The organism is Herbiconiux sp. L3-i23 (genome assembly GCF_023734115.1).
GTDB lineage: Bacteria > Actinomycetota > Actinomycetes > Actinomycetales > Microbacteriaceae > Naasia.
The window spans coordinates 723,641-736,350 of record NZ_AP025737.1 but is presented as its reverse complement, the minus strand read 5'-3'; the positions used below and the strand labels follow the sequence as shown (position 1 = coordinate 736,350).

The 12,710-nt window shown below is 70.1% G+C and carries 13 protein-coding genes; 2 read left to right on the top strand and 11 right to left on the bottom strand.

The features are described 5' to 3' along the window. The first annotated feature begins 86 nt into the window (after window positions 1–86). Window positions 87–836 carry an aminoglycoside 3'-phosphotransferase gene (locus NGH83_RS03505; protein ID WP_251857685.1) on the top strand — a complete coding sequence of 250 codons (750 nt, stop codon included), beginning with the start codon at window positions 87–89 and terminating at the stop codon, window positions 834–836. 80 nt (window positions 837–916) lie between these two features. Here NGH83_RS03505 and tsf read toward each other — a convergent pair whose 3' ends face one another. From tsf to NGH83_RS03490, 3 genes are all read right to left on the bottom strand, one after another. Beyond that, complete coding sequence (gene tsf, locus NGH83_RS03500; RefSeq protein ID WP_251857684.1) at window positions 917–1,744, bottom strand: translation elongation factor Ts; 828 nt, start codon at window positions 1,742–1,744, stop codon at window positions 917–919. Window positions 1,745–1,850: 106 nt separating this feature from the next. After that, window positions 1,851–2,912, bottom strand: coding sequence for a 30S ribosomal protein S2 (rpsB, locus tag NGH83_RS03495; protein ID WP_251857683.1), 1,062 nt, complete (start codon window positions 2,910–2,912; stop codon window positions 1,851–1,853). A 452-nt stretch (window positions 2,913–3,364) separates the two neighbouring features. Further along, window positions 3,365–4,816, bottom strand: a complete 1,452-nt coding sequence (locus NGH83_RS03490) for a sugar porter family MFS transporter (protein ID WP_251857682.1) — start codon at window positions 4,814–4,816, stop codon at window positions 3,365–3,367. Window positions 4,817–5,063: 247 nt separating this feature from the next. Here NGH83_RS03490 and NGH83_RS03485 point away from each other — a divergent pair, with 247 nt between their 5' ends. Further along, entirely contained in the window at window positions 5,064–5,561 is a 498-nt protein-coding gene (locus NGH83_RS03485; protein WP_251857681.1) for a murein hydrolase activator EnvC, read from the top strand. A gap of 29 nt (window positions 5,562–5,590) precedes the next feature. On the opposite strand, the gene NGH83_RS03480 is transcribed toward NGH83_RS03485, so the two are convergent. From NGH83_RS03480 to lepB, 8 genes are all read right to left on the bottom strand, one after another. Beyond that, window positions 5,591–6,493 (bottom strand): tyrosine recombinase XerC, encoded by a 903-nt coding sequence (locus tag NGH83_RS03480; RefSeq protein WP_251857680.1) that lies wholly within the window; start codon window positions 6,491–6,493, stop codon window positions 5,591–5,593. Between the two features lie 69 nt (window positions 6,494–6,562). After that, complete coding sequence (locus tag NGH83_RS03475) at window positions 6,563–7,399, bottom strand: metallophosphoesterase (RefSeq protein ID WP_251857679.1); 837 nt, start codon at window positions 7,397–7,399, stop codon at window positions 6,563–6,565. Window positions 7,400–7,453: 54 nt separating this feature from the next. Then, the gene (gene dprA, locus NGH83_RS03470) at window positions 7,454–8,659 is read right to left on the bottom strand and encodes a DNA-processing protein DprA (protein ID WP_251857678.1); all 1,206 of its coding nucleotides are present in this window, start codon (window positions 8,657–8,659) and stop codon (window positions 7,454–7,456) included. Beyond that, window positions 8,656–10,188, bottom strand: a complete 1,533-nt coding sequence (locus NGH83_RS03465; RefSeq protein ID WP_251857677.1) for a YifB family Mg chelatase-like AAA ATPase — start codon at window positions 10,186–10,188, stop codon at window positions 8,656–8,658. Before NGH83_RS03465 ends, dprA begins: the two co-directional genes overlap by 4 nt. Next, window positions 10,185–10,550 (bottom strand): YraN family protein, encoded by a 366-nt coding sequence (locus NGH83_RS03460; protein ID WP_251857676.1) that lies wholly within the window; start codon window positions 10,548–10,550, stop codon window positions 10,185–10,187. The genes NGH83_RS03465 and NGH83_RS03460 overlap by 4 nt, the downstream gene beginning before the upstream one ends. Before the next feature lie 119 nt (window positions 10,551–10,669). After that, window positions 10,670–10,993 (bottom strand): DUF2469 domain-containing protein, encoded by a 324-nt coding sequence (locus NGH83_RS03455; RefSeq protein WP_251857675.1) that lies wholly within the window; start codon window positions 10,991–10,993, stop codon window positions 10,670–10,672. Next, the gene (locus NGH83_RS03450; protein ID WP_251857674.1) at window positions 10,990–11,877 is read right to left on the bottom strand and encodes a ribonuclease HII; all 888 of its coding nucleotides are present in this window, start codon (window positions 11,875–11,877) and stop codon (window positions 10,990–10,992) included. Before NGH83_RS03450 ends, NGH83_RS03455 begins: the two co-directional genes overlap by 4 nt. Beyond that, a complete protein-coding gene (lepB, locus tag NGH83_RS03445; protein WP_371872739.1) occupies window positions 11,867–12,679 on the bottom strand; it encodes a signal peptidase I in 813 nt (270 codons plus the stop codon). The genes NGH83_RS03450 and lepB overlap by 11 nt, the downstream gene beginning before the upstream one ends. Window positions 12,680–12,710 lie beyond the last annotated feature (31 nt).

Here is a 12,710-nt window from a genome sequence, read left to right as displayed (position 1 = left end):
AAGCCGATCCGCCGACCGGACGCGCGACTCCTCCATCATGGCCCCGCACGGCCCCATGGGCAGGGGCGTGCCCCAAGATGGATCCCATGAGGCCGTCAGGACCACCGCTCGGCGTGGTCCGCATCCCCGAGGCGGTGCGCAGGGTGGCCGAGGGACGCGACATCGAGCCGGTGTGGCGCAACGAGCTCGGCGGCCTCGCATTCAGAGTGGGCAGAGCCGGCGACGGCGATGTCGTCTTCGTGAAGTGGGCCGAGCACGACAGCGGGCTCGACCTCGCCGCCGAGGCGACCCGCCTCGAGTGGGCGCGCGCCTACACGCCCGTGCCCGAGGTGCTCGCCTACGGCAACGACGGCAGCGGATGGTGGCTCGCCACCGCGGGCCTCGACGGCGAGGACGCGTCGTCGCTGCGCTGGCGGGCGGATCCGCTGACCGCGGTGCGCGCGATCGGCGCCGGACTGCGACGCCTGCACGATGCGCTCCCCGTCGAGGACTGCCCCTTCGACTGGTCCGTCGACGAACGACTGCGGCACGGCGGCATCGCCGAACATTCCGCCGGAGCCGAGTTCCGCACCGCTCCCCCGATCGACCGTCTTGTGGTCTGCCACGGCGACGCGTGCGCCCCGAACACGCTCATCGCCGACGACGGCCGCTTCCTCGCCCACGTCGACCTCGGCAGGCTCGGGGTCGCCGACCGATGGGCCGACATCGCGATCGCGACCCTCAGCACCCAGTGGAACTACGGCCCGGGGTGGGAGGAGCCGCTCCTCGATGCGTACGGCATCGACCCCGACCCGGTGCGCACCGACTTCTACCGGCGGCTCTGGGACGCAACCTGACCGGGCGTCCCTATCCGCATCGGAACGACGAAGGCCCCCACCGCGGACGGTGGGGGCCTTCGATCGATGAGCGGGACGCGTCAGGCGCCGACCTTGAACCGGGCGAAACCGGTCACGGTCAGGCCGGCGTCGGCGAGCACCTTGCTGATCGACAGCTTGTTGTCGCGCGCGTAGTCCTGCTCGAGCAGGGCGACCTGCTTGAAGAACGCACCGAGACGACCCTCGACGATCTTCGGCAGAGCGGCCTCGGGCTTGCCCTCGTTGCGGCTGATCTCCTCGACGATGCGACGCTCGTTCTCGACCTCGGCCTCGGGGACGTCGTCCTTCGAGAGGTAGATCGGCGCGGCGAAGGAGATGTGCTGCGCGATGCTGCGCGCGGTCTCGGCGTCGTCACCGGTGTAGGAGACGACGACACCGATCTGCGGCGGCAGGTCCTGGTTGGTCTTGTGCAGGTAGACGGCGAACTTCTCACCCGGGATGCGGGCGACCTGGCGCAGTTCGACCTTCTCGCCGATGATCGCGGCCTCGTCGTTGATGAGGTCGGCGACGGTCTTGCCGTCGAAGGACACCGCGAGGGCGGCGTCGACGTTCTCGGCACCGGCGTCGGCGACGGCCTGGAGGACCTTGTTGCCGAGCTCGACGAAACGCTCGTTCTTCGCGACGAAGTCGGTCTCGCAGGCGAGCTCGATGAGGGTGACCGCGGTCGCGCTCTCGACGGCGGCGACGAGGCCCTCGCTGGTGGAGCGGTCGGCGCGCTTCGCATTGCCCTTGGCACCCTTGAGGCGCAGGATCTCGACGGCCTTCTCGATGTCGCCATCGGCTTCGACGAGCGCGTTCTTGGTGTCGACCATTCCGGTGCCGAGACGCTCGCGGAGCGCCTTGACGTCTTGCAGGCTCACGTTAGCCATGCCTGAACTCCTTCTCGTGTTGACTGTGTGTCAGTACTTATCACGCGAAGGCGGCGAGAACACGAACCGTTCTCACCGCCTCCACGCTCGATCTTGCTTGGGCGCCTTACTCGGCGGAAGCGGTCTCGGCCTTCTCGGCTTCGGCCTGCTTCGCCGACGGCTTGCGCTTGGTGGCGGGCTTCTTCTCGGCCGGGGTTGCGGCGGCCTCTTCCTTCGCCTCGATCTCGGCGTCGGTCTCGGGGCGGTGCTCGACGACGAGGGACTCGTCGACCTGGGCGGCGAGGTCGGCGTCGGCCTGCGCGTCGGCGTCGTTCTCCTCGACCGGCGCCTCGGCGGCGGCGGCCTCGGTCTCGGCGGCGTCGCCGGCCTGGTCGACGGACTCGACCTTCTCGGCCTCGCTCGACGGGGTCTCGGACGACTGCAGCAGCTCCTGCTCCCACTCGGCGAGCGGCTCGGCCTCTTCACCGTCGGCGGGCTTCTGGTGGCGCTGGATCAGACCCTCGGCCGCCGCGTCCGCGATGATGCGGGTGAGCAGCGCCACCGAACGGATGGCGTCGTCGTTGCCCGGGATCGGGTAGGCGAGCTCGTCGGGGTCGGCGTTGGTGTCGAGGATGCCGATCACCGGGATGCCGAGCTTCTTGGCCTCGTCGACCGCGAGGTGCTCGCGCTTGCTGTCGATGACCCAGATCGCCGACGGCGTCTTCGAGAGGTTGCGGATACCGCCGAGGGTCTTCTCGAGCTTGTCGCGCTCGCGACGCTGGATCAGCAGTTCCTTCTTCGTGTAGCCCTTGGTCGTGTCGTCGAAGTCGACGAGGTCGAGCTCCTTGAGACGGTTGAGGCGCTTGTGCACGGTCTGGAAGTTGGTGAGGAGGCCACCGAGCCAACGCTGGTTCACGTAGGGCTGGCCGACGCGGGTCGCCTGCTCGGCGACGGTCTCCTGAGCCTGCTTCTTCGTTCCAACGAAGAGGATGGTGCCGCCGTGGGCGACGGTCTCCTTGACGAAGTCGTACGCCTTGTCGATGTAGGCGAGCGACTGCTGCAGGTCGATGATGTGGATGCCGCTGCGCTCGGTCAGGATGAAGCGCTTGACTTTCGGGTTCCAACGGCGGGTCTGGTGCCCGAAGTGGACGCCGCTGTCGAGCAGCTGGCGGATGGTGACGACGGCCATGGCCATCTCTCCTTCTCTGTCGGCGGCGCGCGAGACGCGCGGACGCCGAACTGTTGCGGTTGTCTCCCGTGTCGCCGGTCGGCGCACGGATCCTGGTGCCCGACACGCATCCGCCTCGACATGTGCGAGGACCGTTGGACGCGACGCCGGCGAGTAGGGACTCGCTGATGGGCACGCGAAGTCACCCCGACGAATCGAGATGCGGGAAACATCCTACCCCACCCCGCCCGATCCGATATTGCGGGCATGAACGCACGTTTCGGCGGGCGCACAAGCCCGGAACGTGCGGATTCACCGCAGAGTCGGCGCGCCCATCCGATAGAAGACACGATCCGCCGGAGGCGAGTGGCGCCGGCGGGGGGGTGGGACAGCGAAAACGCACGTTCCGGGCGAGATTCCCCGCCGGAACGTGCGTTCTAGCCCGCAGTATCGGATCTACTGGGCGATCGGATCTACTGGGCGGCTTTCTTAGCTCTGCCGAAGACCAGGCCGCCGACGTCTTCGAGGCGCACGCCCTTCGTCTCGGGCACGAAGAGGAACACGAAGAGGAAGGACAGCACCGAGAACGTCGCGTACATGCCGTAGGTGAAGGCGAGCGAGAAGTCGGACAGGTACGGGAAGGTCAGGGTCACGAGGAAGTTCGCGATCCACTGCGCGGCCGCCGCCACACCGAGGGCCTTCGCTCGCATCCGGTTCGGGAAGATCTCACCGAGCAGCACCCAGACGAGCGGACCCCACGTCGCTCCGAAGGAGACGACGAAGAGGTTCGCGCCGATCAGGGCGATCACCCCGAAGGCGCCCGGCAGGGTGACGGCGCCGTCGACGGTCTGCGCCTGACTGAACGAGATCGCCATGGCCGCGAGCGACACCGCCATGCCCGCCGAGCCGGCGAGCAGCATCGGTCGGCGACCGACCTTGTCGACGATCGCGATGGCGACGAAGGTGACCGCCACGTTGACGACAGCCGAGAACACCGAGATGAGGAACGCGTCCTGGAAACCGACCGCGCTCCACAGCGTGGTCGAGTAGTAGAAGATCACGTTGATGCCGACGAACTGCTGGAACACCGACAGGGCGAGACCGATCCAGAGCACCGGCGCCAATCCGAGCGCGGAGCCCTTCAACGACCCCTTCTGCTTGTTCTCCTCGTCCTCCTTGATGTTGCCGCGGATCGCGTCGACCTCGTCGTCGATCTCGTTCTGCGGCTGGATGGTGGCGAGCACCTGACGCGCCTCGTCCTCACGGCCCTGGGCGAGCAAGTAGCGAGGCGACTCGGGCACGCGCAGTGCGAGGAAGCCGTAGACGACCGACGGCACGATGCCGACGAGGAACATCCATCGCCAGGCCTCGATGCCGGCGACGATGCGGGTGGCGTCGGCGTCCTGGATCCCCGCGAAGAGGGCGTCGGAGAGCAGCGCCGCGAAGATACCGATGGTGATCGCGAGCTGCTGCAGCGAGGCGAGGCGACCACGGACCGCGGCGGGCACGACCTCGGCGATGTAGGTGGGGGCGATGACGGAGGCGACGCCGATGCCGAGGCCGCCGATGAAGCGCCAGATCATGAAGTCGATCACACCGAACGCGAAGCCGGCGCCGATCGAGCTGACGAGGAACAGGATCGCGCCGATCAGCATGACCGCCTTGCGACCGAACCGGTCGGCGAGTCGGCCGGCGACGAACGCTCCCACGGCGCAGCCGATGAGGGCGATCGCGACCGCGAAGCCTTGGACGAGGCCCTCGATCTCGAACTGCTTCTCGATCGCTTCGACGGCGCCGTTGATGACCGAGGAGTCGAAACCGAAGAGGAAACCGCCGACCGCTGCGGCGACGGCGAGACCATAGACCCTGCGCTTGAACTGCGCGCCGTCGCGCGTCTTCGATTGCGTGGAACCGGTCGCTGACATGACGTGCCCCTCTCTCTCGAGCGGGCACAGACGACAGTGGGTGCCGCTCGACCGAGAGTCTTGCACCTTCACCCTGAATATTCGGGGAACATCCACGTCCTCCACAGGCCGCACATTGGTGCGTCTACCCACCATCGGGCTCACTGGAGCCTCGCGGGTGCCGCGCGGGTGCAGGATGCGGAGGATGCGCAGACGCACGACCTGGCTCCCCTCCCTGTCCGAGCCACGGGGCCCGAATCGCCGGGCGATGGCCGCTGTCCTCGGCCTGCTGCTGGGGATGCTTGCCCCTCTCACTCCGACGTCGAACGGCGCGGCGCACGCCGTCGAGCAGGCCATGGTGTGGCAGTGGCCCGTCCCCGCACCGCGGATCGTGGTGCGCGGCTACGACGCTCCGGCGACCCGGTACTCCGCCGGCCATCGCGGCATCGACCTCGACGTGGGCGTCGGCACGACCGTCACCGCAGTCGACGACGGCGTCGTGAGCTTCGCCGGGTGGGTCGTCGACCGGCCGGTCGTCTCCGTCCGGCACTCGGACGGGCTCGTCTCGAGCGTCGAGGCGGTCGACCCGGCGGTGGCCGCGGGCGACACGGTGCGCCGAGGCGACGTCATCGGGGTGGTCGCGGAGTCGATGGCGCATTGCGCGGGCTGCCTGCACCTCGGCGCGCGCCAGGACGGCGAGTACCTCTCACCGCTCGCCCTCTTGGGAGGCATCCCTCGGGCCGTGCTGCTGCCGCTCGTCGACTGACCCCGCGGATGCCCGGCCCTCCCGGTCAGTCAGGCGCGGGGATGAGCCTGTTCGTAGACGGCGCGGAGGCGCTCGGCGGAGACGTGCGTGTAGATCTGGGTGGTGCCGAGGCTCGAGTGACCGAGCATCTCCTGCACCGCGCGGAGGTCCGCTCCCCCGTCCAGCAGATGCGTCGCGGCCGTATGCCGGAGGGTGTGCGGCCCGGAGGGGCCGGACCCGGGGACCTCGTCGAGGAGGTGGGCGATCATCCGGTAGACGCTGCGCTCACCGAGGCGCCCTCCACGCGCCCCGAGGAACAGTGCCGGAGTTGCGCCGGTCGAGAGCGCGGGCCTGGCGGCGTGCAGGTAGCGGGTCACAGCTTTGGCGGCGGGCACCCCGAACGGAACCACCCGCTGCTTCGACCCCTTGCCCGTGACCCGGACGACGAGTCGCTCGAGGTCGATGTCGTCGATGTCGAGGCCGCACAGTTCGGAGACCCGGATCGCGGAGGCGTAGAGCAGTTCGGCGATGGCGAGGTCGCGGACTGCGACCGGGTCGCCGTCCGCCGCAGCGACCTCCAACGACCCCAGAAGGCTCTCGGTCTGTGGGGCCGCCAGGACGCGGGGAAGGGCGCCGCGGCTCTTCGGCGCACGCAAGCGCAGTGACGGGTCGACCGGGGTGAGACCTTCGCGGAGCGCCCAGCCGAAGAAGGTGCGGGCGGCTGCGGTACGCCTGGCGAGCGACGCGCGCGCGAGGCCGCGCTCGGTGGCGTCGAACAGCCAGTCGCGCAGAAGTTCGAGGCCCACGGCGTCGACGCTGCGCACATCGGCACGCACCGCGAAGCGCGCGAGGTCGGTCAGGTCGGTGCGGTAGCCGCGGATCGTATTGGCCGAGAAGCCGCGCTCGGTGTCGAGCGCGTGCGCGAACCGTCCGACCGCCTGCTCGAGATCCATGCCATCAGAGTGCCTCAGCGTTGTTCGGAACGGAGCGGGGCGCGCGGGTGGCACCGCGTGCACGCGTCGTCAGGGCGCCTGGTCGAAGAAGCCGAACGGCAGATGCACGACCTCGTCGTACTCGGCGAGGCTCAGCTCGGAATGCACCGCTCCGTCGGCGTAGAGGTGCAAGAGCCCGAGCCCCTGGCCGCCGTCGACGCCGGTGAGGCCGCGGTCGGGGCCGTCGACCCTGATCGTGTAGCTCGATGCCGTCACCACCGAGACCGGGATCGCGGCGAGTGCGCCGGTCGTCGTGTAGTGGAAGTGTCCGGACAGGATGGCGCGCACGTCGGTGCCGGCGATCACCTCGGCGAGCTGGGGAACGGCGCGCAGTTGCAGCGTCTGGAGCTCGCGCACGACGGTGGGGATCGGCGGGTGGTGCACCGCGAGCACGGTGCCGTGCGGGGCGGGATCGGCGAGGACGTCCCGCAGCCAATCGAGCTGCCCTCCGTCGAGGTCCCCGTGACCGTGCAACGGAACGGAGCTGTCGAGCCCGATGATGCGCAGGCCCCCGACCTCGGTGACCGTGTCGAACGGTGCGTCGCTCGGCGGCTGTCCGAGAAGCCCCTCGCGCAGCGGCCCGCGGATGTCGTGGTTGCCGGCGACCCACACGACGGCAGCTCCGAGCCGCTCGGCGACCGGTTCGACGAGCTCGCGGACACGGTGGTAGGCGTCGAGTTCGCCGAGGTCGGTGATGTCGCCGGTGTGCACGATCGCGTCGATCTCGACGCCGCTGCTCTCGAGCCGTTCGAGCGCGCGCCGCAGGTTCTCGACCGTGTCGACGCCGTGCAGAGCCGCCCCGCCCGCGAGCAGGTGGGTGTCGCTGAGATGGGCGAGAACGTGGGTCGGTGCGGGCTCGAGCGGCATGGAACGCACTCTAATCCGCGCCGCCGACGCTCCCTCGCGCTCGTCGCGGCGGGCTCACGTCCTGCGCCAGCGCCCACCGCTCTCGACGACGACCGCCTCGAGTTCGAGGAGGCCGAGCACCGCCCGGACGTCGACTGCGGCGAGGCCGCTCGCCTTCGCGATCGACTCGACACCCTGCAGCCGCCCGCTCATCGCGTCGAGGACGCGAGTGAACGCCGGGTCGGGCGTCGCACCGATCAACGTCGGCGGGGCGTCCGCCCCGGGGAGGAGCGCCACGACGTCGGCGACGTCGGTGACGCACACCGCCGCGTAATCGCGGAGCAGGCGGTGACATCCCGCCGAGGCGGGCGAGGTGATCGGTCCCGGCACCGTGCCGAGCGGCCGCCCGAGGCTCGACGCGTGCCCGGCGGTGTTGATCGACCCCGACCGGATCCCCGCCTCGACGACGACCGTCGCGTCGCTCATGGCGGCGATCAGCCGGTTCCGCTGCAGGAACCGCCATCTCGTCGGGGTCGCACCGACCGGCATCTCGGACACGACGGCTCCGCGTCGGACGATCTCGGCGAGGAGTTCCGAGTTGCGTGGCGGGTAGAAGCGGTCGACCCCGCCGGCGAGGAACGCGATCGTGCGGCCTCCGCAGGCGAGCGTCGCCCGGTGCGCGATGCCGTCGATGCCGTACGCCCCTCCGGAGACCACCGCGACCCCGCGCGCTGCCAGCCCGTCTGCGAGCTCCGAGGCGACGCTCTCGCCGTAGGTCGTCGCCGCCCGCGCGCCGACCAATGCGACCGACCGCGATGCGGAGAGGGTCGCCGGGTCGCCGCGAAGCCACAGGGCGACCGGGGCGTGCTCGCCGAGGTCGTCGAGTCCGCGCGGCCAGGTGGGATCGGTGCGCGTCAGCAAGCGGGCGCCGACCCTCGCGGCACGATCGAGATGAGCGAGGGCGTCGCCCGCGACGAGTCGGGGTCGCCAGCGCGCGAGCCCCTGTAGCACCGCGCTCTTCGCCATCGTCGACCCTCCCGCGCCCGCGACCTCCGCCTTCACCCGGTCGGCGTCGACATGATCGACGACGAGCTGCAGTGCGCCGACGCTGCCGAGCGCACCGATGAGGGCACCGGCTACGCCGTCACCCGGCTCCGCGATGCCCGACCACGCCGCGCGAGCGAACAGTTCGGCGACGGCGGCCTGCCCTGCCGCGTCGGCATCCGGGCGCACCCGGCTCACCGCTACGGACACCTCACGGTCGTCGAGCCCGAGGATCATGCCGCACCCCGCCGGAGCGAGAGCGCCCTTCCCACCTGGGCGAGACCAGGCCTGTCGACGCCGTCCAAGTCGGCGAGCGTCCAGGCGAGACGGAGGGTGCGGTCGTACCCGCGCATGGTGAGGGTGCCCCGCCCGATGGCGCGATCGAGCGGCTCGGCGGCGGACGGATCGAGTTGCATGGCCGATCCCCGCAGCGCACTCCCCGGCACCTCGCTGTTCGTGCGCCAACCGGTGCCCGCGAGACGGCGGGCGGCGCGGTCCCTCGCGGCGAGCACGCGATCGCGAGCGGCGGCGGAGGTGGTGTGCGGACGCTTCTTCTGCATCCGCAGCTGAGCGGCGGTGACGGGCGGAACCATCAGCTGGATGTCGACCCGATCGAGAAGGGGGCCCGAGATCCGCCGCAGGTAGCGGTCCCGCGCGATCGGAGCGCAGGTGCACAGGGCGTCCTTGGTGCCGTACTTGCCGCACGGGCACGGGTTCGCGGCGAGGACGAGCTGGAACCGGCCGGGGAAGTGGGCGACGGCCGCGACCCGTTCGACGCTGATGCGCCCGGACTCGAGCGGCTGCCGCAGGGTGTCGAGAGCGCGAGCGGAGAACTCGGGCGCCTCGTCGAGGAAGAGCACTCCGTGCGCGGCCCGAGCAGCTGCGCCCGGGCGGATGACGGAGCTGCCTCCGCCGATCATCGCGACGGCCGACGCCTGATGGTGCGGGCTCTCGAACGGCGGAACCGGGCTGAGCTCGGCGCCCACCTCGATGCCCGACAGCGAACGCATCGACGCGACTTCGAGCGCGGCATGCTCGTCGAGAGGGGGCAGGATGCTCGGCAATCGCGACGCGAGCATCGTCTTGCCCGCTCCGGGCGGCCCCACCATGTAGAGGTGGTGTCCGCCCGCCGCCGCGGCGATGAGGGCCTCGATGGCCTCCTCGTTGCCGATGACGTCGGCGAGATCGCCGTGCTCCTCGCGTCTGCCCGGGGCCGACACCGCGGGGATGGGTTCGACCGGCAGCTCGTCGAGCGGGGCGCCGTGCCAGATCGCGGCGTCGCGAAGGCTCGCCATGCCGACGACCCGGATGTCCGGCACGAGCGACGCTTCATCGGCGTTGGCGTGCGGAACGATCACCGTCGCCACTCCGGCGCGCGCGGCGGCGAGCACCGCGGGCAGCACCCCGCGCATCGGTCGAAGGCGCCCGTCGAGGGCGAGCTCGCCGAGGTGCGCGGTGGCCGCGACCGACTCCGCCGGCACCGTGCCTTCGGCGACGAGCGTGACCATCGCAATGGCGAGATCGAATCCGGCGCCCTGCTTCGGCAGTTCGGCCGGGGAGAGGTTCACGGTGACGTGCCGCGCGGGGAACTCGAGCCCCGAGTGGGTGATTCCGGCTCGCACCCGATGCTCGGCCTCGCGCAGAGCGGAGTCGGGCAGGCCGATCAGCTTCACGCCCGGCGTCTGGGTGCCGAGCGCCGCCTCGATCTGCACGATCGAGCCGTCGAGGCCGAGGAGGGCGACTGCGGTGGTGCGGCCGATCGTCATGCCCGCACGCCCTCGAACACGGTGACGGACGGCGCGACCGCGCTGGTCTCCGACCCGACGATCGCGACGACGTCGACGCGGAGTCGGCCGTGCCACCCGGGGTGGGCGGCGCACCAGGCGAAGCCGAGACGGTTGAGGCGCGCGAGCTTCGCGGGGGTCACCGCCTCGAACGGATGCCCGAACGCCGACGTGGAACGCGTCTTGACCTCGACGACCACGAGGGCGTCCGCCCGCTTGGCGACGATGTCGATCTCGCCCTGCGGGCACCGCCAGTTGCGGTCGACCACCTCGTAGCCGCGCCTCTGCAGGTGCTCGACCGCGAGCTGCTCGCCCCACCGGCCGACGTCGTCCTTCTTCGCCATTCCCGTACCTCCGCGACAGAGCATCGTCGGAGCGGGGCGGCGTCAGGGCGCGCGGGGCGCCGGATGTGCGGAGCCCGTCGGCCACTGCGCCTGGGGAGAAGCTGGCGGAGGAGTAGCGCCTACTCGTCGAGCGCGAGCTCGGTGGGTAATTCGAGCTCCTTGGAGGAGAGCTCCTCGACGTTGACGTCCTTGAACGTGAGCACGCGGACGCTCTTCACGAAACGGTCGGAACGGTAGACGTCCCAAACCCACACATCGTTCATGGTGAGCTCGAAGTAGAAGTCGTGCTCGGTGTCGCGCCGCACCAGTTCGACCTCGTTGGCGAGGTAGAAACGGCGCTCGGTCTCGACGACGTACTTGAACTGGCCGACGATGTCGCGGTATTCGCGGTACAGCGCCAGCTCGACCTCGCGGTCGTAGTCGTCGAACTCGTCCTCGTTCATCGCTGCAATCCTACGTCCGCGGGCGTGCCGCGCAGCGCTACGGAATCGGAGGGCGTCTCGTCTGTTATCTCGCCGGCTCCGCTCGCCTCGTCATCGATCTCGACGTCGAGGATGTCGTCGAACAGCGACGGCGTGCGCAGCCACGTGTGGCGGTGCAGCGGGGACGCCCCGCGGGAGTCGATGGCCGCCCAGTGCGCGGAGGATCCGTAGCCCTTGTTGCTGACCCAGCCGTAGTCGGGGTGCCGTTCGTGGAGATCGATCATCAGCGAGTCGCGGGCGACTTTCGCGAGGACCGAGGCGCCGGACACGGAAGCGCACGTCATGTCGGCCTTGATCTTCGTCGCGACCCGAGGCACGGTCTCGACCCCGGCGACGCGGGCGCTGGGCGTGAAGTAGTCGAACTTGCCGTCGAGGAGCAGCACCGACTCGGTGCAGTCGAAACCGGACTCGCACAGGGCGTCGAGCGCCCGGACCGCGGCGAGCCCGAGAGCGGCGGTGAGACCGATCGCGTCGATCTCCTGGTTGCTCGCCATCCCCACCGACGACCACAGCGCCCATCGCTCGACCACTGGCTGCAGCTCGACGCGCTTCGGTTCGCTGAGCAGCTTCGAGTCGCGCAACCCCTTCGGCACCCGCTTGCTGATGTCGACGACGCAGAGGCCGACCGCGACGGGGCCCGCGATCGCGCCGCGGCCCACTTCGTCGCAGCCGATCACGAAGCGTGCGCCCTCGGCGGAGAGCGCGCGCTCGTGACGCAGGGTCGGTGCCGGCGAGGGCTTGCGCTTCACCGCCGGGCGGGGCCGCGCGGCATCGCGTAGTGCGGCATCGCGTAGTGCGGCGCCGCTGACGGCGCCGGTGGACGGATCCCGCGACTCAGCCGCCATCGCCGACCTCGTAGGGCCGCACCGGCAGCGCGGACGGAGTCTCCTGGTCGACCTCGCGGAACACGTCGGGGTAGTCGTCGAGCCACGCCCACCGGTCGAGCGGCCACGAGATCACGAGCGCGCGACCCACCACATTGTCGACGGGCACGAACCCCTTGCCGGGATTCTGAGTGTTGTACCGGGAGTCGCGGGAGTTGTTGCGGTTGTCGCCCATCACCCACAGGTACCCCTCGGGCACCGTGACATCGAAGTCGACCTCGCTCGCCCGCGTCGCCCCCTGGGGCAGCGTGATGTACGGCTCCTCGATCGGCACGTCGTTGATCGTCATCTGGCCGAGCGGATTGCAGCAGACCACGTGATCGCCGGGGAGCCCGATGACGCGCTTGATGAGGTGGTCGTTGCTGTCGGGGGCCGACAAACCGACGATCGAGAGGAACCAGTCGACCGCGGCCACCAGCGGCGGCTGGTCGATCGGCGCCTGCGGCGGAAGCCAGCCGCCCGGGTCGCGGAACACGACGACGTCGCCGTGGCTCAGCGGCATCAGGTCGGGCGTCAGCTGATTCACGATGATGCGGTCGTCGATCTCGAGCGTGTGCTCCATCGACGCCGACGGGATGTAGAACGACCGGATCAGGAACGTCTTGATCAGGAACGAGACGAGGATCGCGACGATCAGGATGATCAGCACATCGCGGGCGAACAGCAGCGCGCTCTTGTTGCGTCTGCCCGACGGACCGGAGCTCTCGGAGTCGTCCTGTGCCGGGTCGTTCGCGGGAACGGGCGCGGACGCGCTGTGACTCACGACTGATCCGCCCATCTCTTGCATGCCGTGC